This window comes from Ruegeria sp. H6 (assembly GCF_056532975.1).
Genome location: NZ_JBQFOA010000002.1, coordinates 32,550 through 57,287, shown reverse-complemented (window position 1 = coordinate 57,287; position 24,738 = coordinate 32,550). Strand labels below are relative to the sequence as shown.

Sequence of the window (24,738 nt, the reverse complement as noted above, 5' to 3'; positions counted from 1 at the left end):
ATCTCTTGAAACCGGTGGGAAAATAAGCGCTTGTGTCGCAGCCGGAGATTGCTCCGGGTGATGAAACAAAGCTTTGGCTCCTGAATGACTGCACCGCATAAAGACCGACCGCTTCTGGCTGCGGGTTTGATGATCTGCGCCATGCTGGTGATTGGTGTGATCGACAATTTCATTGCGCCGCTGTCGGAACTGATCGGGCTATGGCAGTTTCACCTGACCCGAGCGTTGATGGCCTGGCCTCTGGTGGCGGTCCTACCGCTGATGGGGTTGGGCAGTCTGATACCCGTGCGCCTGTGGGCGGTGGCCTTGCGCAGCCTGCTGGTGGCGGTTTCGATGCTGTTCTATTTCACGGCATTGGCAATGATGCCCATTGCGCAGGCTTTGGCCGGTTTGTTCACCTCACCGATTTTCATCTTGCTGATCACCGCAGGAGTGATGCGGCAGCGCATTGGCATCTGGCGCATCATCGCCGTGGCGGTCGGGTTTTCCGGGATCATACTGGTCCTGCAACCCAACCCGGCCGAGTTTGATGCCACTCTGCTGATCCCCGTTTGTGCGGGCTTCTTCTATGCGCTGGGCGCCATCGCAACGCGCAGCATGTGCGCGGGCGAAAGCACGGTGGCCTTGCTGGCGGGGATGTGGGTCACGCTGGGACTATTGGGTGGGGTGGGGACTCTGTTCCTGATGATCTGGCCCATGTGGCAGCCCGGTGACGAAGTGCTTTTCGTGTCGCGACCCTGGGTCTGGCCCATGTGGGAAGCGGTGCCGCTGATTCTGCTGCAATCCGTGGGCTCGGTCTGCGGCGTGTTCATGATCATCAAATCCTACCAACTGGGTGAGCCGTCTTATGTCTCGGTCTTCGAGTATTCGGTGATGATCTTCGGGCCTTTCTTCGCCTGGATCGCCTTTGGACAACCCGTGGGCGGCTGGCAGGTACTGGGCATACTGTTCATCGTCCTGGCAGGCGTCATCATTGCGCTACGCTCGCGCTAAGACGTTCTTGCCATCGGATTTAGCGTTTGAACAACACACCTTGTGATCGCTTGTCCCGGTGATCGCCGCGCAAATTGGCGTGCAGGGCGCGGCCGGCCTGAACGCCCGGGCGGGCGCTGACGGTTTCCAGCCAGCGGGCGAAATGGGGCTTGTCGTCCAAAACCTGCTGCTGGCCTTCCCACAAGCTGGCCCAGCCCCAGATCGACATGTCTGCGATCGAATAGAAATCGCCCGCGACATATTCGTTTTGCGCCAGACGGCGATCCAGCACGCCGTAAAGGCGCCCGACCTCGGACCGGTAGCGATCTTTGGGGTAGGGCAGGTCCTGCGGCGGATCCAGTTGAGGTGCATATTTCAGAAAATGATGCGCCTGACCGGCCATTGGGCCTACTCCGCCCATCTGCCACATCAGCCATTCTTCGACAGCAATCCGATCCCGCTCGGTCTTGCCATAGAACCGCCCGGTCTTGCGGGCCAGATACATCAGAATCGCTCCGCTTTCAAAGACCGAAACCGGTGTGCCTCCCGGGCCGTCATGGTCGACAATGGCGGGCATTCGGTTGTTAGGCGCGATCTTAAGAAATGCAGGATCGAACTGATCGCCTTTGCCGATATTGATCAGGTGGGTCTGATAAGGCAGCTCCATTTCTTCCAAAGCGATGGAAGCCTTCCAGCCATTGGGCGTGGGCCAGAAATACAGGTCGATCGGCTGTGTCATGCGTCCTCCGCTTGGTTGGTCGCGATCATGATGGTTTTTGCCCATTCGGCAAGGGGGCCGCGCAAAGAGTTACGAAACCGTGAGTGATCTTGCGCCACTCTTGACGAAAGAATGGCCGAGGCGTAAACGCGACAGCACCACGTGGCGATTTGTTACCGGATTGCGGGCCACGCTAAACAACACCGCTAAAAGGTCAGGATGAAAGACCCCTTTCGCTTGGCCGCGTCTGGGGTTTTTTGTTTGCCCTTTGGGGCTGAAAGGAACGACATGAGCGAGAGCTGGAACAAACGCACCCAAGCCGTCCACGGCGGCATTCGTCGGAGCCAGTATAACGAGGTCAGCGAAGCGATCTATCTGACGCAGGGCTTCGTTTATGAAAACGCGGAACAGGCCGAGGCCCGGTTTCTGGAATGCGGCCCGGATGAGTTCATCTATGCCCGTTACGGCAACCCGACCGTTTCGATGTTCGAACAACGCGTTGCCGCGCTGGAAGGGGGCGAGGATGCCTTTGCCACCGCCTCTGGCATGGCGGCCGTGAACGGCGCGCTGACATCCATGCTCAAGGCAGGCGACCACGTGGTTTCGGCCAAGGCGCTGTTTGGTTCGTGCCTCTATATCCTGGAAAACATCCTGTCACGCTTTGGGGTTGAGGTGACGTTTGTCGACGGAACCGATCTGGAACAGTGGCAAGCCGCGATACGTCCCGACACCAAGGCCGTGTTCTTCGAATCCATGTCGAACCCGACCCTTGAGGTGATCGACATCGAATCCGTATCCAAACTGGCGCATGCGGTTGGGGCCGTTGTCATCGTGGACAACGTCTTTTCGACCCCGGTCTATTCGCGCGCCATCGAACAAGGCGCTGATGTGGTGGTCTATTCAGCGACCAAGCACATTGACGGGCAGGGCCGGGCGCTGGGCGGCGTGATTATCGGCACCAAAGAGTTTATCCGGGGTACGGTTGAGCCTTACTTGAAACACACGGGCGGCGCGCTCAGCCCGTTCAACGCGTGGATCATGCTCAAAGGGCTTGAGACCATCGCCCTGCGTGTGAACGCCCAAACCGATACGGCCCAAAAGATTGCCGAAGCGCTGGAAGGTCATCCGGCGCTGGAGCGCACGCTCTATCCGGGTCTGAAAACCCATGCGCAAAACGATCTGGTTCAGTCACAGCTGGGCGGCAAGGGCGGCACGGTTCTGTCGCTGGACATCAAAGGCGGCAAGCCCGCGGCGTTTGCTTTCCTGAATGCGATGACCATCCCGGTGATTTCCAACAACCTGGGCGATGCCAAGTCGATCGCGACGCATCCGGCCACCACCACGCACCAGCGCCTAAGCGAAGAGCAGCGCGACGAGCTTGGTATTACACCGGGCCTGATCCGCTTTTCCGTCGGCCTGGAAGATGCGAATGATCTTTTGGCGGACCTCAAGGCCGCATTGGACGCATCGCAGCGGTGACCCACAAGCCGCCGATCTGATCAAAAGCTCGGCGGCATTTGGCCTTTCTGACCGATTTTCTTAACAAAATGCCGCAAATGCGGAGAAAAAAGCGATCCGTTTTGATAGGGTCACCGTATCGCTAAGGACTGTTCACTGCCCCGCAATCGTCTATTATCAGCCGGCCAGACAAGGAAACCTACGTATGAACGTACATCCGCGCGCGTTGGAAGATGCACCTGAACGTGACGAAGCCGCTGCCGCGTTGAAGGTCTTGCGGCAATGGGCGTCTTCCGCATCCGAAGCCGAGATCAGCCAGCTGGACCCAGCCATTGCGAAACTTCTGCCGGGCCGGGCGCTTGAAAACTATCCGACGCTGTCGCGTGCATATCCCGAAGACTTCAAGGTTGATGAGGGCTACAAAGCGTCCCTGCCGGATTTGCAGAACGGGCCCTCCAGCCTGATCCGTGGCGCCAAGCAGCAGATTCAGCATGTGGGAATTTCAAACTTCCGTCTGCCCATCCGGTTTCACCGCAAAGACGGCGACGACCTGACGCTTGAGACTTCGGTGACCGGATCGGTCAGTCTGGAGGCTGAAAAGAAGGGCATCAACATGTCCCGGATCATGCGGTCTTTCTACAAACATGCCGAGCGCACGTTCAGCTTTGAGGTAATGGAAGCGGCCCTGAATGATTACCTGACCGATCTGGACAGCCCCGATGCCCGGATACAGATGCGGTTTTCCTACCCGGACAAGGTGGAAAGCCTGCGGTCGGGCCTGTCTGGATACCAGTATTATGACATCGCGCTGGAGCTGGTTGAAAAGGACGGTGAACGCCTCAAGATCATGCATCTGGACTATGTCTATTCCTCGACCTGTCCCTGTTCGCTGGAACTGAGCGAACATGCCCGCGCGACCCGAGGGCAGCTGGCGACGCCGCATTCGCAACGATCGGTGGCGCGGATCTCGGTTGTGGTGGATTGCAATGCGGATTGCCTGTGGTTCGAAGACCTGATTGCGCTGTGTCGTCGGGCCGTGCCCACGGAAACGCAGGTCATGGTCAAACGCGAAGACGAACAGGCCTTTGCTGAGCTAAACGCGGCCAATCCGATCTTTGTCGAAGACGCGGCGCGGCTGTTTTGCGCCGAACTGCAGGCCGATCACCATGTCGGGGATTTCCGGGTGATTGCCAGCCACCAGGAAAGTCTGCACAGCCATGACGCGATCTCGATTCTGACCGAGGGACCGACCTTTGAATCGGCCAGCGTTGACCCGCGCCTGTTCACCACCTTGTTTCATGTTGGCTGAAAATAGCGGCACAAGGCGCTGATTTTTTGCGGCTAATCTGAACGTCGGCGCTCTTTTGCCGCAATGCAGCATTTCTTGCTGCAGATGCTTGGTTTTTGCTTTAGTCTTGATCCCGAGTGCAGCTGCTGTGACCCAAGCCAAGTCTTGCGGCACAGCCTGAAAGGAAGCCGGGACGTGCAAGGCCTTGGACAGCTACTCTGTGAATCCGCCCAAGTGATCCGGGCGGGCAGGACCCTTATTCAAATTCATCCGCTGCCTCGAATTCACAGGAGAGAAATGTAATGAACCCAATTTCCAACCCGTTTGAGTTTCAGGCGGCAGCGATCCGGATGGCCGGTTACGCGATGACCAGCCAATTGAAAATCATGCAGATCATGACACGTTCGGCGCTTGAATTGCCGATGGCCCCTGTCCATGCGTTGCAGGCGACGGCGTCCGAGCCGTCTGTCGCGCCTGCAAAACCTGCAGCTTCCAAACCCAAATCGCGCGCCGCCGCGAAGCCGGTCAAAACCAAGGCCGCAGCCGCTGCAAAACCTGCGCGCAAGCCAGCGGTTAAGGCAGCCCCCAAGCCTGCGGCCACGGTTGCGAAACCTGCGCCCAAGCCGGTCACTGCGACGCCCAAGACTTTGACCAAACCTGTTGCATCAACCGCCAAAGTGGCGACAACACCTGCAAAACCCCAGGAAAAGCCAGCGGCAACACGTACTGCACCAAAGCCTGCTCCGGTGAAGGCCGTCGCGCCAAAGCCTACGGCAAAGCCGGTTTCCAAACCGAAACCTGTTGCCAAGGCAGTGCCGTCTGCTGAAAAAGCGGCTGCCACAGTAAAGTCCGTAGCATCTGTCGCCAAACCGCAGGCCGCGCCGAAATCGCCACAGGCCAAAGCTGCGCCCGCGTCCAAACCCGCAGCGGCTTCGCAGCTATCGGCGACAAAACCGGCTGCACCTGCCGCCTCCGTTCGGAAAACGCGCGCGCCGTCCAAGCCGCCTGTGATGCCGGCCCAATCTGCGAAAACCGAGAAGTAAGTCGGGCTCGCGCTTGACACTGCCGGGCAGGCAAGCCAACGCTTCGCCTTATGATGGACTTTCGCCCGGTCGGATATGTGATTGGCTTGCTGGTCGCCATTCTTGGGGCGACCATGCTGCTGCCTATGCTTGCGGACATGATCGAAGGCCGCGGCGAATGGCACGTTTTCCTGGAAAGCGCGGTCATTACGATCCTGACCGGCGTAGTCCTGGCAATGAGCTGTTCGAACGGTGTTGGCGAAGGTTTGACGATCCGTCAGACCTTTTTGCTGACCACCGGGGTATGGGTGGCGCTGCCGGTATTTGGTGCGATCCCGTTCCTGTTTGGCGAGACCGAGCTGCGCTTTGTCGACGCTTATTTCGAGGCGATGTCGGGCCTGACGACAACCGGCTCGACGGTGATTTCCGGGCTGGATGACATGCCGCAAGGGCTGTTGCTGTGGCGCGGGTTGCTGCAATGGCTTGGGGGCATCGGCATCATCGTCGTCGCCATGGTGTTCCTGCCCGAACTTCGGGTCGGTGGGATGCAGATCTTCCGCTCGGAAGGGTTTGAAACCATGGGGAAAATCTTGCCTCGCGCGCAAGAAATTGCGGGGCAGATTTCCCTGATCTACGTTTTCCTGACCCTTGTCTGCGCGTTGGTTTACGCGGGCCTCGGGATGGGTTTTTTTGATGCTGTCGTGCATGCGCTGACCACGATATCCACCGGCGGGTTTTCCAACTATGACGCGTCGTTTGGCACGTTTTCTGGCCCGGCTGAATACGCTGCGGCAGTGTTCATGATCCTCGCGGCGCTGCCGTTTGTGCGTTATGTCCAATTCGCCAATGGCAACACCAGTTCGCTGTGGAAAGACAGCCAGATCAAGGCGTTTCTGGCCACCATCACCATTCTTGTGGCGATCATGTCGGTGTTTCTGACCTCGGTTTTCCCGCATCACTGGGAACAGGCTTTCCGTGAATCGCTGTTCAACATCACCTCGATCATTTCGGGGACGGGCTATGCCAGCGTCGACTATATGGGCTGGGGCAGCTTTCCGGTCATGTTGTTCTTTTTGATCGGTCTGATCGGCGGATGCGCCGGGTCGACGGCCTGTTCGATCAAAGTGTTTCGCTATCAGTTGCTGTTTGCGTCGATCAAGTCCCAGATCAGCCGCATCAGATCTCCGCATGGGGTGTTCATGCCGCGTTATGACGGTCGCCCGATTGGGCGCGATGTCCTGACGTCTGTGATGAGCTTTTTCATGTTCTTCGTGTTGTCGATGGGCATGCTGTCCTGGGCACTGGCGCTGACCGGGCTGGATTTCATCACATCCGTTTCGGGGGCCGCGACGGCGTTGGCCAATGTGGGGCCCGGGCTGGGCGATCAGATCGGACCGTCGGGCAACTTTGCCGGGCTTAACGATACCGCAAAATGGTTGCTGACAATCGGGATGCTGGTCGGACGGCTGGAGCTTTTGGCAGTATACGCCATCTTTACTACTCAATTCTGGAGAAGCTGATGAAAAGATCTCTGGGCGCCCAAATCTCGCATGCGCTGAAGGATCGGGACGTCGACGTCATCTTTGGCATCCCCGGGGTCCATAACCAAGAGATGTATCGCGGTATCGAAGAGGCCGGGATTGCACATATTCTGGCGCGCCACGAACAGGGGGCGGGGTTCATGGCAGACGGATATGCCCGGGCGACGGGCAAGCCGGGCGTGGTCTATGTGATCACCGGGCCGGGCCTGTGCAACACGCTGACGCCGATCGGGCAGGCCTATACCGATTCCGTTCCAATGCTGGTGATGTCATCCTGCCTGGACGAGACACAGGCGCAGAGCGGGCAGTTGCACCAGATGAAGGATCAGCGCACAGCGGCGGAAACAGTGGCGGATTGGTCCTTGCAGGGCAACGACCCTCAATCCGTCTACCGGCTGATGGACCGCGCCTTTGAAGAATTTGCCCTGTCGCGCCCGCGGCCCAAGCACATTCAAGTGCCTATCGCACAGTTGCAGGCGGATGCCGGTCCTGCGCCGTTCCCCAACCCACCCGCCTTACCAGCCAAAGCCAATCCGCCGGATATTGCACCGCTCGTATCGCTTCTCAACAGCGCGCGCCGACCGCTCTTTATCCTCGGGGGCGGGGCGCGGTCGGATCTGTGGCGGCAAATTTTGACCCAGCTTGGGGCAGCCTGTTTCACAACCTATGCCGGGCGTGGGCTTGTTGGGACAGGTTATGCGCTCGATTTCGGCGCAACCCTGCCGCGACCGGGCAGCGCCGAGGTCATCGGATCAGCCGATCTGGTCGTCGTAATCGGTGCGGAGCTGGGCGAGGTTGATCTGTGGCGTACCCATCTGGGCCACAGCTCTCATCTCGTGCGTGTCGATCTGGATCCTCAGGTGCTGTCGGACCGGCATCGGGCGTCTATCCGTATTCAGGCGGATGGTGACAGCTTTGCGCAGGCGCTTTGGGCGGCGCTAGAGCAGGTGAAGCCTGCCGATGGATGGCCACCTGATGAGGTCAGCGAGGCCCGGGCCCGCTGGCGCGCTGAGGTTGACGCCGAACGGCCCGGGATCGTGCCTGTCATTGATGCGCTGCGGGCTGCGATGCCAGATGAAGCCATGATCTATTCCGACATGACCCAGTTTGCCTATGGCGCGAAAGAGGTCTGGGAGATGGCTCATCCCCACCATTGGCACCACCCGACAGGGTTTGGAACGCTGGGCTACGCGCTGCCCGCGGGTATCGGCGGGGCCGTTGCCCGACGCGGTAAACCCACAGCCGTCATCGCCGGGGATTACGGGTTTCAATATACGATGCAAGAATTGGGAACAGCGGTTGAGCTGGGCTTGTCCCTGCCGATCATCCTGTGGGACAACGGCAAGCTGAAAGAGATCGAAGAAAGTATGGTGCGCGGGCAGATCGCCCCCAACGCCGTCGTCGCGCGCAATCCCGATTTCTGCAAGCTGGCCGAGGCTTATGGTGCCCGGTCCGCCCAGCCAGACAAGCTGAGCGATTTGGGCAATGTCATGCAAGAGGCCTTTGCCGCCCCGGTGCCAACCTTGATCCGGCTGACACCTCAGATCACCTGAGCGCTAGTCCCAGCAGTGAACCAGAACCGTCATACCATTGGCACGGCGGGACAGTTCATTGGGCGAAATCCGTGCGGTTTCCACGCCCGGCTGGCCTGAAACCCCGGCTTTGGTCAGAGTATCCTGCAAGCGCTCGACGCTGGCAGACAGGCTTACGCTGCCGGGCAGGCTGCGGCCTTCCGTGGGGGTCGGCAGCAACATCCCGATCACGTTGCCACTGCCGTCGAAAACCGGCCCGCCCGCATCGCCGGGCTGCGCCGACAGAGACAGGCGCTTGATGCCGCTTTCGCCATTCAGGCCGCGAATGTCAGCCACCTGACCAAAAGTCAGGGTGGGGGCACCCAGGGCGCCTTCGTAAGAAAAGCCCGAAACGGCAACTTCGGACTGAATGCGGGGCTGATCGCTGCTGAGGCCTGCGACGCTGATCGGTGCCAGCGATTTCGTTGGGCGCAGAACGGCAACACCGGCTTCGTCATCCGACCATGCGACCTGAACCTCTTGATCCCCGTCCAGGGTGATCCGGGTGCAGCTGTCGGTGATCTCGGATACAGTCAAAACCGAACCTGCGTTATCGGCGTAAAAACCGGAGCGCGACAAGCGTGGTTTGCGGATTTGCAGACCCGAAACAAGATCGATGCTTTGTTCGGCGGTCGCCCCCGCTGCGTCATCCAGAACAGCGTCGGTTGTGCTAAAGCTGGCTTTCATAGCCGCCAAAACGCGCGCGCGGCGCGCATCGTCGCCTTCGGGCCAGACAAGGGTGAACCCTTTGATCTTGCCATCATCCAGCGCGGCCTGCGTGAACGACACAATCCCGTTGCCGCGACCTTCGATTGTAAAGCTGTTACCGCGCAGCTCGCGCGGGCCATTCAGGGGCACAACCTTTAGCGATTGCATCACCTGATACAAGGCCCGCAAGGTTGCTGGGCTGCCGTTCTGGCTGATCAACAGCGCCTTGGCGTCAAACCCGGTGCTGGCGTCAAAATGCGCAAACGGGGCCTCGTGGCGATCAAATGAGACTAGCGCCAGGGGCATGTCCATCGAGATACCGGCCTCAGCGTCCGTGTACCGCTCCATCCCGGCGCTGATCAGTGGTTCGTTGTAGTCATCCAACAGGGTTTTGCGCTGCAAGGTGGTCAGCACGCCAGTGTCCTCAAAGCCATTAAAGCGCTGCCATTCGGCCATCGACCGGCGGGTTCCGGCGCCAAAGGCACCATCAATTGTCGAATTGTAGAAACCCGCTGCTTGCAGGGCGGTTTGCAGGTCGCGCCGTTCCTGCGCGCTCAGCAGGCGCTCGCCACGCAGGGCCTCGGATCGCGTTTCTTCAGATGGCTGGATGGTCAGCTCTGCCTGGGGCTGTTCCTGCGGCTCTACCGGCGGGGTCACGACCTCACGGTTGAGGATGTTTGCGCCCGTTGGCCAGTATTGCTGGGCGAAAGAGTTTGAAAAGGCGATATAGCTGTCCGAGGGAATCTGGCCCTCGGCACGGTAGACACGCAAGACCTGTTCAGCATCAGTGCGCAAATAAGGCCCGATAACAATAGCATACCAGCCAGAGTTCAGGCGAAATCCGTTCACGTCCGGCAGGTTGTTTGCGTAATCCCGTGCGCGGTCCTGGGCCTCGCGCAATGTCGGGTGCGCCTCGACCTGAACCCAAACGCCCTGGTCCTGTTGGGCCATTGCTGCGCGCAGACCGAAGAAAAGAAACAAAGTAAAAGCTGTAAAAAAGCGTGTCATCATCTGCCCGTGTTTCGCAGTGTTTTCTGTTCGCCGCAGACTACGCGATTTCATTAACCCAGCGCCATGCCCGGATTGCGGGGAATTTTGAGTGTGGCTGCGCAGTGACAGCTTGTCCGCTTTGGCCCGTTGACGCCCCTTGGCCCCTTGCATAGGAAGGGCAAAACCCATCGGAACCGGGCGCATCGGGTGCCCAGAGGGAATGTCATGACTGAACCGTCCAGCGCACCACGTTCATTTCAGGAAATTATCCTGCGGCTTCAGACCTATTGGGCGTCCAAGGGCTGCGCGATTCTGCAACCCTATGACATGGAAGTCGGTGCCGGGACATTCCATCCGGCAACCACTCTGCGCGCATTAGGATCCAAGGCCTGGGCAGCGGCTTATGTACAACCCTCGCGCCGTCCGACCGATGGGCGGTATGGCGAAAATCCGAACCGTTTGCAGCATTACTACCAGTATCAGGTGCTGATCAAACCCAGCCCGCCGGACCTGCAGGATTTGTACTTGGGCTCGCTTGAGGCCATCGGGATCGACATGAACCTGCATGACATCCGGTTCGTCGAAGATGACTGGGAAAGCCCGACGCTCGGCGCCTGGGGCCTGGGGTGGGAGGTCTGGTGCGACGGTATGGAAGTCAGCCAGTTCACCTATTTCCAGCAGGTCGGCGGCCACGATTGCGCGCCTGTTTCGGGCGAGTTGACCTATGGGCTGGAGCGCCTGGCCATGTACGTGCTGGGCATCGATCACGTCATGGACATGCCGTTTAACGATCCTCAGTCGCCCAGCCCCTTGAGATATGGCGATATTTTCAAGCAGACCGAAGAGGAATACGCCCGTTGGAATTTCGACGTGGCCAATACCGAGGTTCTGCTGCGCCATTTCGAAGAGGCCGAGGCCGAATGTGCCGCTATTCTGGCGCAGGATCACGACGATCCGAAAACCGGCAAGCGTATCATCATGGCGCACCCGGCCTATGATCAGTGCATCAAAGCGTCGCACATCTTCAACCTGCTGGACGCGCGCGGCGTGATTTCGGTGACCGAGCGGCAGGCCTATATCGGACGGGTGCGGGCGCTGGCAAAGCAATGCGCAGACGCGTTTGTTCAGACTGAGGCCGCCGGGTTTCAGGCTTGATGTGCCGTTCAGGCCAAGCCGGGCAACAACACCTTCAACCCGTCCGCAATCATGCTGATTGCGATGGCCGACAGGATCATGCCCATAAAGCGGCTCATGATCACCCGGGCGTTGTCGGACAAACGTTTTGCCAGGGCGGATGCGTTCCAGAAGGTGATCAGAAGAAGCGCGATAACGAACAGGAAAACGCCTGCAAATCCAATAACCTCTATAGGTTTCTTGATGTGACTGGCGTACAGGATCAGGGTCGTGATCGTGCCGGGTCCGACCAGAATGGGGAACGACAGCGGATAGAACGCGACGGTCTCGGGCGCGGGATAGGCGTTCTTTTCCCCGTCGGTTCCGTGATGGGCGCTGCTTTCGTTCCCGCTCAGCATGTTCATGCCGATCATCAGAACCACAAGGCCGCCGGCGACGCGCAAGTCATCCACACTGATGCCGAACAGCCCCAGCGCCTGACTGCCAACAGCGGCAAAGCCGGTGCCCAGAACGATGCAGTAGACCGCGGTTTTGACGGCGACCTTGCGCTGATCGGCGACGGACAGGCCGTCGGTGACACTCAGAAACACCGGCAGGTTGGTGATTGGATTCATGATCGCAAAAAGCGCGCCGAAAAATCCTACGGCAAGGGTCGTGTCCATGTCCGAAATCTCTTTTCACTCTGTCCTCAACGGGAACCTGTCCTATTTTCTTCCATCTTGAAAGAGGCATCGTGAGCAAAGGAACACGACGATGACTGGAAAGCTGCTTGCGATCATCTTGCTTGTGTCGGCTCTGGTGGCCGGGATTGGCATGTATTACCTGCAGATCTATGGGTTTTACTACGATGTTGAGCCGCAACCGGGGCAGGATGTCGTCCTGGTCACGACCGACGGCGCAGCCCAGATCCCCTATACCGCGTTTCAGGCCATTGATGCCGACAGCTCGCCCATCCGCTATCGCGCCTGTTTCGAAACGGAACTGACGCCGGATCAAATGGCGCAGTTCGCGCTCGTTGAGAATGCCGAGCCTCTGACCGCTCCGGGCTGGTTCGATTGCTATGATGCGGTGGCCTTGGCTGCGGCATTGAAATCGGGGCAGGCGCAAGCCTTCATGGGCACCAAGAACATACATTACGGCGTTGATCGCATCGTTGCTGTGACCCAAGGCGGCAAAGGATACGTTTGGCACGTTCTGAACAATTGCGGCGAAAAGGCCTATGACGGTACCGTAATTGGTGAGGAATGCCCGCCCAGGCCCGAGAACTGAGGACGCCATGGTCACCGAAGCCCTTCAGATACCCGCATTCCTGACAGCCACGCTGGGGCTGGCGGTGTATCTTCTGGGGGCCGAGATCAACGCGCGGGTTGCAGTTTTGCGTCAGTTCAACATCCCCGAACCCGTGACCGGAGGGCTGCTGGCCTCGCTTGTCATACTGGCGCTTTATCTGTTTTTTGACATTGAAATGGCGTTCGATCTTGCCGCCCGCGACTTTCTGCTGCTTGTCTTCTTTGCAGGGATTGGGTTGAACGCGCGGATTTCTGACCTGATCGCAGGCGGTAAGCCGCTGTTTTTGCTTCTGATCCTGACGTTGGCAACAATTGTTGCGCAAAACGTGGTTGGCACACTTGGGGCGTCCCTGTTCGGATATCCTGCGCAGGCGGGCGTTCTGTTTGGCTCGGCCGCGTTGATCGGCGGGCACGGAACCGCGATTGCCTGGGCGCCCGAGGTGTCCGAAGCGACAGGTTTGGCTGGTGCCACCGAGTTAGGAGTGGCCGTGGCAACCCTGGGTCTGGTTCTGGCCGCTCTGATCGGTGGGCCAATTGCCCGCTTTCTGGTCGAAACCCGCAACCTGAGCCCCGCGCGACCGGACGAAGAGCACACGATTGGTCTGCCCGACGCGGCGAATGAAGACACAACAAAGATTGATCATCAGACAATCATGCGGGTTCTTCTGTATCTGAACCTCGCGATCATCGGTGGCTACTTTCTTGAGGGCGTGATCAGCGCTGCGGGATTGAAACTTCCGCTCTTTGTACCGTGCCTGATCATGGGCATCGTCATTGCCAACGTTCGCACGGCCTTGGTTCCGCACCGGCCAGCAGTATCCCGGACGCAGTCTTTGGCGCTGATCTCCGAGTTTTCGCTGGGCGCGTTTCTGGCCATGTCACTGATGAGCTTGCAACTTTGGACCATTGCCGAACTGGGTCTGGCGATTGTCGTTATCATGTCCGCGCAGACGCTGTTTGCCATCGGTTTCGTGATCTGGGTTCTGTTCCCGGTTATGGGCAGCAACTACCGCGCCGCCGTTCTGGCCGCAGGGTTCGGGGGGTTCGCCTTGGGCGCAACCCCCACAGCAATTGCCAATATGACCGCTGTGACCAAGCGATATGGTCCATCGCCTATTGCCTTTATCGTGCTCCCCCTTGTATCCGCATTTTTTGTGGATATTGCCAATGCCATCGTCATTCAGACGATCATCAATTTCTAAGGACCGACTATGCCCGACCTGCTGATCGAACTGTTTTCCGAAGAGATCCCCGCGCGGATGCAAGCCCGCGCAGGTGAGGATCTGAAAAAACGGATCACCGATGGTCTGGTCGAGGCCGGTTTGACCTATGCGGGTGCTGCCACCCTAACGACGCCGCGGCGTCTGACGCTGGCCGTCGAAGGGTTGCTGAGCGAAAGCCCCACTGTGCGCGAAGAACGCAAAGGCCCAAAGGTGGGCGCGCCGGACAAAGCCATCGAAGGGTTTCTGCGCGGCGCAGGTCTGACCCGCGATCAATTGGAAGAGCGCGAAACACCCAAAGGCGCGGTCTATTTTGCGACCATTGAAAAACCGGGTCGCCCGGCGGCCGACATTGTGGCCGAGGTGCTGGAAGACACCATCCGCAACTTCCCGTGGCCCAAGTCGATGCGCTGGGGCGGCGGGCCGTTGCGCTGGGTGCGGCCCTTGCACTCGATCCTGTGCATCCTCACCGACGAGGCAGGCGCACAGGTTGTGCCGCTTGAGGTCGAAGGTGTTACCTCGGGCGATACCACCGAGGGGCACCGCTTCATGGCGCCGGGCCGGTTCTCGGTGACCTCGTTCGAGGACTATGCCGCACAGCTCAAACGCGCCTGTGTGGTGCTGTCGCCCGGCGAGCGCGCCGAGCATATCTGGAATGACGCTCAGAACATGGCCTTTGCCGCCGGGCTTGAAGTGGTCGAAGACAAGGGCCTGCTGGCCGAGGTTGCCGGGCTGGTCGAATGGCCCGTGGTGCTGATGGGGCAGATCGACGACGAATTCTTGGATCTGCCGCCCGAGGTGCTGCAAACCTCGATGAAAGAGCATCAGAAGTTCTTTTCGGTGAAGAACCCCAAAACCGGGCGGATCGAACGGTTTATCACCGTGGCCAACCGCGAGACCGCCGACAATGGCGCGACCATTCTGGCGGGGAACCAAAAGGTGCTGTCGGCTCGTCTGGCCGATGCGAAATTCTTTTGGGAGAATGACCTGCGCGTTGCCAAATCGGACATCGCCCAGTGGACCCGCGCGTTGGAGAATGTGACCTTCCACAACAAGCTGGGCACACAGGCCGAGCGTATCGACCGTATCGCCGCGCTGGCCCGCGAACTGGCCCCTGTGACCGGCGCGGATGCTGATCAGGCCGAGAAAGCCGCGCGTCTGGCCAAGGCCGATCTGAGTTCCGAGATGGTCTATGAATTCCCCGAACTTCAGGGGCTTATGGGGCGCTACTATATTGAGGCCGCCGGTGAAGATGCCGCCGTTGCCGCTGTGGCGCAAGAGCATTACTCGCCGTTGGGCCCATCGGATGATGTGCCGACCGCGCCTTTGTCGGTGACCGTGGCATTGGCTGATAAGCTGGACACACTGACCGGGTTCTGGGCGATTGATGAGAAGCCGACCGGGTCGAAAGATCCGTTTGCCCTGCGTCGTGCGGCTTTGGGGGTGATCCGGTCGAGCGTTAATAACGAGCTTCGGCTAAGTCTGCTTACACCGTTCATAATTCAGGTTGAACGCAATCAAGAGGCCGCGCGGTCAAGGACAATCGACGATATCCAAGATTTTGACGGCATCGAAGACTTGGATTCCATAGGCCAGGCAGATGAGAGCAATCCTGCACAGATAGCTAATGACCTCCTCTCCTTCTTTCACGACCGCCTCAAAGTCTTCTTGCGGGACGAGGGCATCCGTCACGATATCATCGACGCTTGTATCGCGATGGAGGGGAATGACGACCTCAACCTGCTGGTCAAACGCGCGCGGGCTCTGAACGCGGTGATTGCGACCGAGGATGGGGAAAACCTCGTGCAGGGCTTCAAGCGCGCTAATAACATCCTCACACAGGCCGAGGAAAAGGACGGCGTCGAATACTCCTATGGCGCGGATATCAAGTTTGCCGAAACCGACAGCGAGAAGGCCCTGTTCGGCGCGCTGGATGAGGCCAAAGCCAAGATCGACGCGGCCTTGGAGGCCGAGGATTTCCCGGTGGCCATGTCCACCATGGCAGCTCTGCGCGGGCCGGTGGATGCGTTTTTTGAGGATGTCCAGGTCAACACCGACAATGACATCCTGCGCCGTAACCGTCTGAACTTGCTCAGCCAGATCCGGCAGGTGTGTTCCAGCGTCGCCGATCTGAGCCGGATCGAGGGGTAATCGACGGGCGCGGGCCCGTTTGGGCCCAATAACGCCCTTGCGCCAAGACTGTCAGCGCCTATGCTGCACTGAAACCAAAAGGTGCTGCAGTGCAGAATAACCCGCATACAACGCTTATCACGCCCGACGCGCCCGTAGCCGCCAACACCCATGGCGGGCGGGCGAAATGCCTGCAACGCCTGGTGCGGCTGGATATGCCGGTACCGCGTACCGTGGCCTTGTCTTTTGACGCGGTTCTGAAGATCGCTCAGGGCGAAGTGCCTGATATCGCGGCCATTCTTGAACAGTTCGAACCCTCGTCGCTGTTATGTGTGCGGCCCAGTTCCGAAGACCCGGATTGGGGCGGCCCCGGCGCCGTGCTGAATATCGGGATGAACGACGCGCAATATCAGGACCTTTCCGCAGATATGGGCACGGATGCTGCCGCTGCGTTGTACCTGCGTTTTGTGCAAAGCTATGCTATGCATGTCGCGCGTCTGGACCCGGATGTTTTTGATGATATCGAGGCTGACGGACGCGAAGGCCTGAATCTGTCCTTGCGCGCCTATGAGGATGAAACCGATGAGTCGTTTCCCCAGGATCGCGGCGACCAACTGATCGGTGTCTTGCGGTCCATGGCGCGCGCCTGGGACGGAACCTCTGCGCGCCTGCTGCGGCAGGCCAAAGGCGCGCCTGCCGACGCAGGTTTGGGGTTGGTGATCCAAGAGATGATCCCGGGCGTGGGGCAAGGCGAATGCGGCTCTGGCGTGTTGCAATTGGTCGATCCGGCAACAGGAATGCCGCAGATCACTGGCCGTTACCTGAGCCAAAGCCAGGGCCGGGATGCACTGGGGGAAGGGGTCTCGGCCCTATACCTGGAAAAGGATACCCGGGGGCAGTCGCTGGAAGACGTGGTGCCCAAGGCCTTTGCCGAGCTCAAGGCCTATGCCGCGTTGATGCGGGAAAAACTGCGTGAAGAGATGCAGGTTGAGTTCGTCATCCAGAACGGTCAGGCGCATATCCTTGATGGGGTGCGCGTGCAGCGCGGGTCCCGCGCCGCCATGCGGATTGCGGTTCGGCTGGCCGAAGATGGCATCATCCCGCAGCAAGAGGCGGTGATGCGGATCGATCCGCATTCGTTGAACGAGTTGTTGCACCGACAGGTGCATCCGGATGCCGAGCGCGACGTCCTGACTACAGGCATCGCGGCCAGCCCTGGTGCTGCCACCGGGCGCGTCGTATTTACAGCCACCGAAGCGCAGGCCAGCGCGGCCCGGGGTGAGCCTTGTATCCTGGTGCGTCGCGAAACGTCGCCAGAGGACGTGCGCGGGATGCATGCCGCTGTGGCCGTTCTGACCGAAAAAGGGGGCATGACCAGCCATGCCGCCGTGATCGGGCGGGGGCTGGGATTGCCTTGTATCGTCGGCGCGTCAGAGATGCGGTTTCAGACCAAGAAAAAACTGCTGACGGCGCCGGATGGGCGGGTGTTCAAAACCGGTGACACGCTGACAATTGATGGCTCGTCCGGGCAGGTTCTGGCCGGTCAACCCGCGATGCTTGAGGCCGCATTTGACGATTGCTTTCAAACGCTTATGTCCTGGGCAGACGCCGAACGCGATATCGCCATCCGGGCCAACGCCGATACGCCTGCCGATGCGCAAACAGCGCGGAACTTTCAGGCCGAAGGCATCGGCCTGTGCCGCACGGAACACATGTTCTTTGACCCTGGTCGCCTGACAGTCATGCGCGAAATGATCTTCGCTCAGACCGCTTCGGGGCGCGAGGCGGTGCTGGAACGTCTGCTGCCGATGCAGCGGCAGGATTTCGTGCAACTGTTCCGCATCATGGAGGGGCAGCCTGTCTGTATCCGCCTGTTCGATCCGCCTTTGCACGAGTTTTTACCCACAACCCGCACCGGTCAGCGCGAATTGGCCGAGGCGCTGGATTTGCCGGTGTCCGATGTGGAACGCCGCGTTGAATCGATGAGCGAATACAACCCAATGCTGGGTCTGCGCGGTGTGCGCCTGGGTGTGACGGTGCCCGAAATCTATGACATGCAGGCGCGCGCGATCTTTGAGGCGACGCTTGAAGCCAGCAAAGACGGTGCCCCGGTCGCGCCCGAGATCATGATCCCGCTGGTTTCAGCCAAGCGCGAAGTTGAGCTGGTCAAAGCACGCATCGACTCGGTGGCTGCTGAGGTCGCGTCCGAGCAGGGTCAGGAGTTCGACTATCGTTTGGGTGTCATGGTCGAAACGCCGCGGGCCTGTATGCGCGCAGGTGAGATTGCGCCCCATTCGGCGTTTTTGAGTTTCGGTACCAATGACCTGACGCAGATGACCTATGGATTGTCCCGAGATGACGCGGGGCGCTTTATGTCGGCATATGTCCGATTGGGCGTGTTCAACGAGGATCCGTTTCACGTCCTGGATGGCGACGGCGTAGGCGAATTGCTGAAACTGGGGGCCGAACGGGGCAGGGCGGCCCAACCGGATGTTACGCTTTCGGTCTGCGGAGAGCATGGCGGCAACCCCGAATCAATTGCCATCTGCAGGGACCTTGGATTCGACTATGTGTCGTGTTCACCGTTCCGCGTTCCGGTCGCTCGGCTATCTGCCGCTCAGCTGGCGATATCATCCAAACTTGGGGGTTGACTTGCCCCGATAGCCCTAGAAATAGTGCAAATGTGACCAGATTGCGGCCAAATCATGGTGGCCGTATGCGCAATTTTTTACTTGCAATTTTTACAAAACTGGACGTTGGCCTCAGTTTGGGGTATCAGCCTCGTCGCGCCCGCCGGGGGAGGGTACGGCGCGTAAGTGCCTGTGCGAGGTTATCTGATGAGACGCTACTTAGTGGCTGTTGCCTTTACGGCGGCAACCGTGCTGCCGAATTTGTCCTATGCCGAGAGGCAGGATGTTGAATCTGCCAAAGATGAGTTGGTCGCCCGCAATGAATTGCCGGCGCAGAATTTCCGCGACTACCTGAAACTGTTCAAGCCGCGCAAGGATGTTGAACAGCCGGAGTTTTCGTATTCAAAGGCTTGGTTGGACGAACAGCCGCAAGCTGCGGGGGACGAAAATTTCCGCTGTCTGGCCGAGGCCCTGTATTTTGAAGCCCGTGGCGAAAGCATCCGTGGCCAGTTTGCTGTGGCCGAGGTGATCTTGAACCGTGTCGAAAGTGGCCGTTTTCCGGATTCGCTGTGTGGTGTGATCAATCAGGGCACGGGCAAGAAATACCAGTGCCAATTCACCTATACCTGTGACGGCAAGAAGGAAATCATCAATGAAAAGCGTGCCTTCGAACGTGTTTCGAAAGTAGCGCGGGCCGCAATTGATGGCGTTGCCCAAGAGATGACTGCAGGTGCGACGCACTATCACACCAAAGCGGTGCGCCCATCCTGGTCGCGGGTCTACAAAGAGACCGCCCGTATCGGTGTTCACATCTTCTATCGTCACAACTATCGGACCGCCAGCAACTGATCCAAGCCCAGACGCAGCGGGTTTCCCAAAGCCGAACACCAAAGCCGACGCCGCAATCCGTGGGTGGAATGGCGTTTGTGGCAGTGTTATAGCCCGTCAATGCGCGTATCTTATGCGTACATTGAATGATGTCGAAGGGCCCGCCCCATGAGTTCCGAAATCCGTCTTGCTTTCGCGCATCCGTCCGAGCGATCCGAGGCCACCGCAACACGCGGGCCATTGGATCGCATTTCGTTGCGTGATCATATCGTTGAGGTCGAGATCGGTGCTTTTCAGGCCGAGCGGGGCACGACGCAGCGTATCTGCTTTAACATCGTGGTTGAGGTGCGGCCCCTCAGCAATCCAATCGACGACGACGTCGACCGCATCCTGTCTTATGACCGCGTCACCGAAGCCATCGCCTTTGAACTGGCGGCTGAGCGTTTGAACCTGCTTGAGACATTGGCTGAACGTGTGGCCGAGCGTATTCTACTTGAACCTCAGGCTGTAAGAGTATTTGTCAGAATAGAAAAACTGGATCGGGGACCGGGCGCGCTGGGGGTGGAAATTGTCCGTGGCAAGGATGCCGTCCACCTTGATGTGACTGAGGAAGAGCGTCCTCATCCCCGGTTGGTTTTTCTGTCGAACGAAGCCATCGCATCCGAGAATTTGCAAGGCTGGATCGATCAGTTGAAAAACCGCCAGAGGCCGCTGATCCTATGCGTTGGGGCGGCCGAGCTGGTCGTTTCGCAAACCGGGCATGCGATGACTCAGCGGCGCATTGATCTGTTGGCGATTGAGCAAAACGCGTGGGTTCTGGCAGCTCGCGACAATCGCTGTGTCGTGGTGTCAACGCGTACAGAGCTGGATTGGGCGATGAAAAACGGCCAGATCAGTGTCTGGGCCCCGTCCAAGATCGTATTGGATGCGGTAGACGGGCCATCTGCGGCGCCATCGGATGCGGTGGCTCTGGCGGCGTGGTTTGCTGCGACCTTTGAAGCCAGTGAGATGCTGGTGATCGGTGGCGATCTGCCGGCGTCCCCCAAAACGCCCCTGCGGTCTGTACCGGTCGGGCAGTCGCAGCTGTGACGGTCTATTACAGACCTTTTGTTCAACACGGAGATGTGCGTCCTGCCGATGCGGTGACTCTGGCAGGGCAACCGCTCTGGTTTACGCAGGCTGAGCGGTTGGAGCGGAACCGTCCCGCAGAAATCGTGCCGGTGAAGGATATTCCCGCCCCTGTTCTTGGCCGTCTGACACGCCCACGCGCGGCAATCGCGGGTTTGGACATGTTGGCCCCTCAAATCATGGGCATCCTGAACGCAACGCCAGACAGTTTTTCCGATGGCGGTCGCCATAACTCGATCGAAACGGCGCTGGCCGCTGCGCATGACATGGTTGCGCACGGTGCGTCCATTCTTGATGTCGGGGGCGAATCTACCCGGCCAGGCGCCGCGTTGGTGCCGGAAGATGAGGAAATCGCCCGCACACGCCCTTTGATCCAGGCGATCCGTGAGAACATGGATGCCTTGATCTCGGTTGACACGCGCAAAGCCAAGGTTGCCAGGGCGGCCTATCAGGCCGGGGCAGGGCTGATCAACGATGTGTCCGGCTTTACCTTCGATCCAGCGCTTGCGCCATTTTGCGCCGAGATCAAGGCCCCTGTCTGCATCATGCATATGCAGGGCGATCCGACGACGATGCAAGAGGATCCAAAATACGAGGATGTATTGCTGGATGTTTATGACTTTCTCGAAGCTCAGATCGCGTATCTTGTGGGGTCGGGCCTTCAGCGCGATCAGATCATCGCAGACCCCGGCATCGGGTTCGGCAAGACGACACAGCACAATCTCAGCCTGTTGCGGCGCATAAGCCTGTTCCACGGTTTGGGCTGCCCGCTTCTGCTGGGTGTGTCCCGTAAGGGCACGATTGGCGAGATCGGCCGCGAACCGCGCAAGGATGCCCGCGCGCCGGGATCGATCGCTGTGGCCTTGTCCGGGTTGTCGCAAGGGGTGCAGATTGTGCGGGTTCATGACGTGGCCGAAACCGCTCAGGCCTTGCGTCTGTGGGCCGCTGTCCGGTAATCCGGTCGAAAGAAGAGTTCAGGAGTATCACCCATGCGTAAGTTGTTCGGAACTGATGGGGTGCGGGGCACTGCAAACACCTATCCGATGACCGCCGAAATGGCGTTGCGCATGGGGGCCGCTGTTGGGCGGTATTTCCGCCGGGACGCCTCCAGCGCGCACCGGGTCGTCATCGGAAAGGACACGCGGCTGTCCGGCTACATGCTGGAAAACGCGTTGACTGCGGGGCTGACCTCGACCGGGATGAACGTTCTGTTGCTGGGCCCGGTTCCAACGCCCGCTGTCGGGTTGATGACCCGGTCCATGCGCGCGGATCTTGGTGTGATGATCTCGGCCAGTCACAACCCGGCTGAGGACAATGGCATCAAGTTCTTTGGCCCAGATGGCTACAAGCTGTCGGATCAGGCCGAGATCGAGATTGAACGCCTGATCGAAGAAGGGGTGAGCCCCGCGCAAGCCCAGAATATTGGCCGCGCGCGTCGGGTTGATGATGCAAGGTTCCGCTATGGGGAGCGGGTCAAATCCTCGTTGCCGCGCGATCTGCGGCTGGATGGTCTGAAGGTGGTCATCGACTGCGCCAATGGTGCGGCTCACCGCACCGCGCCTGAGGTCTTGTGGGAGCTCGGTGCCGAGGTGATCCCGGTTGGAACAGCGCCAAACGGTAAGAACATCAACCTTGACTGCGGGTCGACCCAACCGCGCGTAGCGTCGGAAATGGTTGTGGCGCATGGCGCGGATGTCGGCATTTGCCTAGATGGAGATGCTGACCGTGTGGTGATCGTCGATGAAAAAGGGCAGGTGGCCGATGGTGATCAGCTGATGGCCCTGCTGGCGACGTCGTGGGCACGCTCAGAGCAACTGAAGGGTGACGCGCTGGTTGCGACTGTGATGTCAAACCTCGGGCTGGAACGGCACCTGATCGGGCAGGGGCTGCGGTTGGAAAGAACGGCCGTTGGCGACCGCTATGTGGTCGAGCGGATGCGCGATGGCGGGTTCAACCTGGGCGGCGAACAGTCCGGCCACATCGTCATGAGCGACTATGCAACCACGGGCGACGGCCTGATGGCGGGCCTGCATTTCCTGGCCGAGATGGTTCTGTCCGGGCAAAAAGCGTCCGACCTGGCGCGTCAGTTCGAAACGGTGCCGCAACTGCTTAGGAACGTGCGCTATCAGGCGGGCCAATTGCCGTTGGAGGTCGATGCCGTCAAAGCCGCAATCGCGGATGCAGAGCAGCGCCTGAACGGCAAAGGCCGCTTGCTGATCCGAAAGTCAGGGACAGAGCCTTTGATCCGTGTCATGGCGGAATGCGAGAATGACGACCTGCTTTCTCAGGTTGTCGACAGCATCGTGTCCGAGGTTGAAGCGGCGACCGGCTAAAGCCGCAGCATTTTCCTGAGGCTGAACCACTGGCTGATCGCCATGCCGGTCAGGATCAGGGTAAGCGCCACGTAGAACCGAAAGGGCAGCGCCTCGGACAGGATCCAGGCACCAAAGACCATCGACCAGATCGGGACCTGGTAATTGACGAGTGTCAGAAAAACCGATCCTGCGCTACGGGTGATCGTCACGCGCAACAGGTTGGCGAAAGCGGTTGGCACAAGACCTAGAACAATCAGCGCCAGCGTGGGTCGCGCGCTTTGCCAGGTTGGAACACCTTCGGTTACAAACATGATTGGCAGCAAAATTGTGGCCCCGACCAGCAGGGTTAGGGCCGCGAGGGCGACCGGATCAATCGGCGGGCATCGGCGGGTCAGAATGGACGAGCACGCATAGCACAAGGCGGCGGTGACACAGGCCAGTTGAGCCAACGGCTCGGTCCCTTGACCCAACTGCGCCAATCCCGGGCCGATCAGGACCAGCGCGCCAGTAAATCCCAGACAGACCCCGACCAGACGGCGCAGGTTCAGCGGCTCATCCGAGAAGAAATGCGCAAGCGGCAGCACCATCAACGGAATCGCGGCCATCGAAAGACCGGCAAAGGCCGATGGTACATATTGCTGCCCCCAACTGAGCAGCAGGAACGGAACAGCTGTAGACAGCACGCCGATCAGCAAGATTGAGGTCATCAGCGCAGGGGTCAAGACCGGCATCCGGCGTCCCGTGACACGCATCAGCAAAAGCAGGGTGACCGCCCCCAGGGTTGTGCGTGACGTTGCGACTGTGACCGGGCCGTACCCTTCAAGCGCCATGGCCACGACCATGAAGGTCCCGCCCCAGATCAGGCCCAGTGTAAAGACCCCGGACCAGTCTTGTTTTGTAGGTTGTGCAATCATTCCATCCCCTTAACTGGCGAACTTGCTCGTGTCACGTGACGAAATTGACAATATGTAAGTAATCACTTACGGTAAGTAATGACTTACAATATGGCTTTTGCAGCTTTAAGCGACTCGACCCGCCGGCAGGTATTCGAAACCCTGGCTGCCAAACCCCGTGCAGTGGGCGAGATTGCGGCGATTCTGCCCGTCAGCCGACCAGCGGTTTCCCAGCATCTCAAGGTTCTGTCCGATGCAGGACTGGTGACCTGTCGTGCGCAGGGAACACGCAGAATTTACGCGGCCCGCCCCGAAGGTCTGGCAGGCCTGCGCACCTGGCTGGACCGGTATTGGGGCACTGTGCTGGATAGCTTTGCAGCTGAAATTGATCAGAAAGGCAAACCCTCATGACCGATCCCATTGTCAAAACCGTGCAGGTCAATGCAACAACACCAACCGCATTTGACGTTTTCGTCAACCGGATCGCGAAATGGTGGCCGTTGGACGGTCACGCGGTGTCAGCAGCCGATGGCAAGCGCGCGCTGGGTGTCACGATTGAACCCAATGTCGGCGGCGCAATCTATGAGACGACCTGGGATGGAGGTCGTGCGGACTGGGGCGAGGTCCTGGTCTTTGATCCGCCGCACCTATTGGCCTTTACCTGGCATCCGGGCACGAACAGGGACAAACCCACTCGGGTTGAGGTCACGTTCGAAGACAGCGGGGTAGGGCGCACGCTGGTCACGCTGACCCATTCGGGATGGGAAGTCTGGGCTGATGAGGCACCTGAAAAACGGGGCGGCTATGACAGCGGATGGGATCATGTGCTGTGCGATTGCTTCGCCTTAGCCTTTGGGAATTGAAAAGGGCGGCCACTTGGGCCGCCCTTTTGCAGAATTGAAC

The 24,738-nt window shown here is 59.3% G+C and carries 21 protein-coding genes and 1 riboswitch; of the genes, 16 read left to right on the top strand and 5 right to left on the bottom strand.

Features of this window, described 5'->3' with window-relative positions; translation table 11 throughout:
• Positions 1-84: 84 nt before the first annotated feature.
• A complete protein-coding gene (locus tag ACR0AG_RS04920) occupies positions 85-993 on the top strand; it encodes a DMT family transporter (RefSeq protein ID WP_480836994.1) in 909 nt (302 codons plus the stop codon).
• A gap of 19 nt (positions 994-1,012) precedes the next feature.
• Here the strand turns inward: ACR0AG_RS04920 and ACR0AG_RS04915 are convergent, their stop codons facing one another.
• Complete coding sequence (locus ACR0AG_RS04915; protein WP_480836991.1) at positions 1,013-1,711, bottom strand: glutathione S-transferase N-terminal domain-containing protein; 699 nt, start codon at positions 1,709-1,711, stop codon at positions 1,013-1,015.
• Positions 1,712-1,842: 131 nt separating this feature from the next.
• Positions 1,843-1,920, top strand: a riboswitch (SAM riboswitch).
• 58 nt (positions 1,921-1,978) lie between these two features.
• Between ACR0AG_RS04915 and metZ the strand changes: the two genes are divergently transcribed.
• Complete coding sequence (gene metZ / locus ACR0AG_RS04910) at positions 1,979-3,169, top strand: O-succinylhomoserine sulfhydrylase (protein ID WP_480836989.1); 1,191 nt, start codon at positions 1,979-1,981, stop codon at positions 3,167-3,169.
• 184 nt (positions 3,170-3,353) lie between these two features.
• Positions 3,354-4,457 (top strand): GTP cyclohydrolase FolE2, encoded by a 1,104-nt coding sequence (folE2, locus tag ACR0AG_RS04905; RefSeq protein ID WP_480836987.1) that lies wholly within the window; start codon positions 3,354-3,356, stop codon positions 4,455-4,457.
• 337 nt (positions 4,458-4,794) lie between these two features.
• On the opposite strand, the gene ACR0AG_RS04900 is transcribed toward folE2, so the two are convergent.
• A complete protein-coding gene (locus ACR0AG_RS04900) occupies positions 4,795-5,499 on the bottom strand; it encodes a hypothetical protein (protein ID WP_480836986.1) in 705 nt (234 codons plus the stop codon).
• Between the two features lie 30 nt (positions 5,500-5,529).
• On the opposite strand from ACR0AG_RS04900, the gene ACR0AG_RS04895 reads away from it, so the two are divergent.
• Both ACR0AG_RS04895 and ACR0AG_RS04890 read left to right on the top strand, forming a co-directional pair.
• Positions 5,530-6,978 carry a TrkH family potassium uptake protein gene (locus ACR0AG_RS04895; protein WP_480836984.1) on the top strand — a complete coding sequence of 483 codons (1,449 nt, stop codon included), beginning with the start codon at positions 5,530-5,532 and terminating at the stop codon, positions 6,976-6,978.
• On the top strand, positions 6,978-8,552 hold the full coding sequence (locus tag ACR0AG_RS04890; protein ID WP_480836981.1) for a thiamine pyrophosphate-binding protein: 1,575 nt from the start codon (positions 6,978-6,980) through the stop codon (positions 8,550-8,552). Before ACR0AG_RS04895 ends, ACR0AG_RS04890 begins: the two co-directional genes overlap by 1 nt.
• 3 nt (positions 8,553-8,555) lie before the next feature.
• Here the strand turns inward: ACR0AG_RS04890 and ACR0AG_RS04885 are convergent, their stop codons facing one another.
• Positions 8,556-10,286: a serine protease gene (locus ACR0AG_RS04885; protein ID WP_480836979.1), complete on the bottom strand. Its 1,731-nt coding sequence runs from the start codon at positions 10,284-10,286 to the stop codon at positions 8,556-8,558.
• Between the two features lie 207 nt (positions 10,287-10,493).
• Between ACR0AG_RS04885 and ACR0AG_RS04880 the strand changes: the two genes are divergently transcribed.
• On the top strand, positions 10,494-11,423 hold the full coding sequence (locus tag ACR0AG_RS04880) for a glycine--tRNA ligase subunit alpha (RefSeq protein ID WP_480836977.1): 930 nt from the start codon (positions 10,494-10,496) through the stop codon (positions 11,421-11,423).
• An 8-nt stretch (positions 11,424-11,431) separates the two neighbouring features.
• Here the strand turns inward: ACR0AG_RS04880 and ACR0AG_RS04875 are convergent, their stop codons facing one another.
• Positions 11,432-12,064: a MarC family protein gene (locus ACR0AG_RS04875; protein WP_480836975.1), complete on the bottom strand. Its 633-nt coding sequence runs from the start codon at positions 12,062-12,064 to the stop codon at positions 11,432-11,434.
• Between the two features lie 91 nt (positions 12,065-12,155).
• Here ACR0AG_RS04875 and ACR0AG_RS04870 point away from each other — a divergent pair, with 91 nt between their 5' ends.
• The 8 genes from ACR0AG_RS04870 (at position 12,156) to glmM (ending at position 22,960) form a co-directional block, all read left to right on the top strand.
• A complete protein-coding gene (locus ACR0AG_RS04870; protein WP_480836972.1) occupies positions 12,156-12,671 on the top strand; it encodes a DUF6446 family protein in 516 nt (171 codons plus the stop codon).
• A gap of 7 nt (positions 12,672-12,678) precedes the next feature.
• Positions 12,679-13,893: a sodium/glutamate symporter gene (gene gltS, locus ACR0AG_RS04865; protein WP_480836970.1), complete on the top strand. Its 1,215-nt coding sequence runs from the start codon at positions 12,679-12,681 to the stop codon at positions 13,891-13,893.
• A 9-nt stretch (positions 13,894-13,902) separates the two neighbouring features.
• Complete coding sequence (gene glyS, locus ACR0AG_RS04860) at positions 13,903-16,062, top strand: glycine--tRNA ligase subunit beta (RefSeq protein WP_480836968.1); 2,160 nt, start codon at positions 13,903-13,905, stop codon at positions 16,060-16,062.
• A gap of 68 nt (positions 16,063-16,130) precedes the next feature.
• Complete coding sequence (locus ACR0AG_RS04855; RefSeq protein WP_480837737.1) at positions 16,131-18,692, top strand: putative PEP-binding protein; 2,562 nt, start codon at positions 16,131-16,133, stop codon at positions 18,690-18,692.
• A gap of 186 nt (positions 18,693-18,878) precedes the next feature.
• Positions 18,879-19,520 carry a cell wall hydrolase gene (locus ACR0AG_RS04850; RefSeq protein ID WP_480836966.1) on the top strand — a complete coding sequence of 214 codons (642 nt, stop codon included), beginning with the start codon at positions 18,879-18,881 and terminating at the stop codon, positions 19,518-19,520.
• A 147-nt stretch (positions 19,521-19,667) separates the two neighbouring features.
• Complete coding sequence (locus tag ACR0AG_RS04845; protein WP_480836963.1) at positions 19,668-20,588, top strand: dihydroneopterin aldolase; 921 nt, start codon at positions 19,668-19,670, stop codon at positions 20,586-20,588.
• On the top strand, positions 20,585-21,583 hold the full coding sequence (gene folP, locus ACR0AG_RS04840; RefSeq protein ID WP_480836961.1) for a dihydropteroate synthase: 999 nt from the start codon (positions 20,585-20,587) through the stop codon (positions 21,581-21,583). Before ACR0AG_RS04845 ends, folP begins: the two co-directional genes overlap by 4 nt.
• A 33-nt stretch (positions 21,584-21,616) precedes the next feature.
• Positions 21,617-22,960 carry a phosphoglucosamine mutase gene (gene glmM, locus ACR0AG_RS04835; protein WP_480836959.1) on the top strand — a complete coding sequence of 448 codons (1,344 nt, stop codon included), beginning with the start codon at positions 21,617-21,619 and terminating at the stop codon, positions 22,958-22,960.
• On the opposite strand, the gene ACR0AG_RS04830 is transcribed toward glmM, so the two are convergent.
• Entirely contained in the window at positions 22,957-23,856 is a 900-nt protein-coding gene (locus ACR0AG_RS04830; RefSeq protein ID WP_480836957.1) for a DMT family transporter, read from the bottom strand. The genes glmM and ACR0AG_RS04830 overlap by 4 nt on opposite strands.
• Before the next feature lie 78 nt (positions 23,857-23,934).
• On the opposite strand from ACR0AG_RS04830, the gene ACR0AG_RS04825 reads away from it, so the two are divergent.
• A complete protein-coding gene (locus tag ACR0AG_RS04825) occupies positions 23,935-24,246 on the top strand; it encodes an ArsR/SmtB family transcription factor (protein ID WP_480836955.1) in 312 nt (103 codons plus the stop codon).
• Positions 24,243-24,698 (top strand): SRPBCC domain-containing protein, encoded by a 456-nt coding sequence (locus ACR0AG_RS04820; RefSeq protein ID WP_480836953.1) that lies wholly within the window; start codon positions 24,243-24,245, stop codon positions 24,696-24,698. Before ACR0AG_RS04825 ends, ACR0AG_RS04820 begins: the two co-directional genes overlap by 4 nt.
• Positions 24,699-24,738 lie beyond the last annotated feature (40 nt).

Excerpts from the sequence above, each read along its gene's own strand:
- ACR0AG_RS04870 (WP_480836972.1), top strand. The coding sequence starts at position 12,156 with ATGACTGGAAAGCTGCTTGCGATCATCTTGCTTGTGTCGGCTCTGGTG.
- ACR0AG_RS04820 (WP_480836953.1), top strand. The coding sequence starts at position 24,243 with ATGACCGATCCCATTGTCAAAACCGTGCAGGTCAATGCAACAACACCA.
- ACR0AG_RS04845 (WP_480836963.1), top strand. The coding sequence starts at position 19,668 with ATGAGTTCCGAAATCCGTCTTGCTTTCGCGCATCCGTCCGAGCGATCC.
- ACR0AG_RS04890 (WP_480836981.1), top strand. The coding sequence starts at position 6,978 with ATGAAAAGATCTCTGGGCGCCCAAATCTCGCATGCGCTGAAGGATCGG.
- ACR0AG_RS04885 (WP_480836979.1), bottom strand. The coding sequence starts at position 10,286 with ATGACACGCTTTTTTACAGCTTTTACTTTGTTTCTTTTCTTCGGTCTG.
- folE2 (WP_480836987.1), top strand. The coding sequence starts at position 3,354 with ATGAACGTACATCCGCGCGCGTTGGAAGATGCACCTGAACGTGACGAA.
- ACR0AG_RS04915 (WP_480836991.1), bottom strand. The coding sequence starts at position 1,711 with ATGACACAGCCGATCGACCTGTATTTCTGGCCCACGCCCAATGGCTGG.
- metZ (WP_480836989.1), top strand. The coding sequence starts at position 1,979 with ATGAGCGAGAGCTGGAACAAACGCACCCAAGCCGTCCACGGCGGCATT.
- ACR0AG_RS04895 (WP_480836984.1), top strand. The coding sequence starts at position 5,530 with ATGATGGACTTTCGCCCGGTCGGATATGTGATTGGCTTGCTGGTCGCC.
- glyS (WP_480836968.1), top strand. The coding sequence starts at position 13,903 with ATGCCCGACCTGCTGATCGAACTGTTTTCCGAAGAGATCCCCGCGCGG.
- ACR0AG_RS04850 (WP_480836966.1), top strand. The coding sequence starts at position 18,879 with ATGAGACGCTACTTAGTGGCTGTTGCCTTTACGGCGGCAACCGTGCTG.
- ACR0AG_RS04880 (WP_480836977.1), top strand. The coding sequence starts at position 10,494 with ATGACTGAACCGTCCAGCGCACCACGTTCATTTCAGGAAATTATCCTG.
- ACR0AG_RS04920 (WP_480836994.1), top strand. The coding sequence starts at position 85 with ATGACTGCACCGCATAAAGACCGACCGCTTCTGGCTGCGGGTTTGATG.
- ACR0AG_RS04875 (WP_480836975.1), bottom strand. The coding sequence starts at position 12,064 with ATGGACACGACCCTTGCCGTAGGATTTTTCGGCGCGCTTTTTGCGATC.
- ACR0AG_RS04825 (WP_480836955.1), top strand. The coding sequence starts at position 23,935 with ATGACTTACAATATGGCTTTTGCAGCTTTAAGCGACTCGACCCGCCGG.
- gltS (WP_480836970.1), top strand. The coding sequence starts at position 12,679 with ATGGTCACCGAAGCCCTTCAGATACCCGCATTCCTGACAGCCACGCTG.
- ACR0AG_RS04830 (WP_480836957.1), bottom strand. The coding sequence starts at position 23,856 with ATGATTGCACAACCTACAAAACAAGACTGGTCCGGGGTCTTTACACTG.
- glmM (WP_480836959.1), top strand. The coding sequence starts at position 21,617 with ATGCGTAAGTTGTTCGGAACTGATGGGGTGCGGGGCACTGCAAACACC.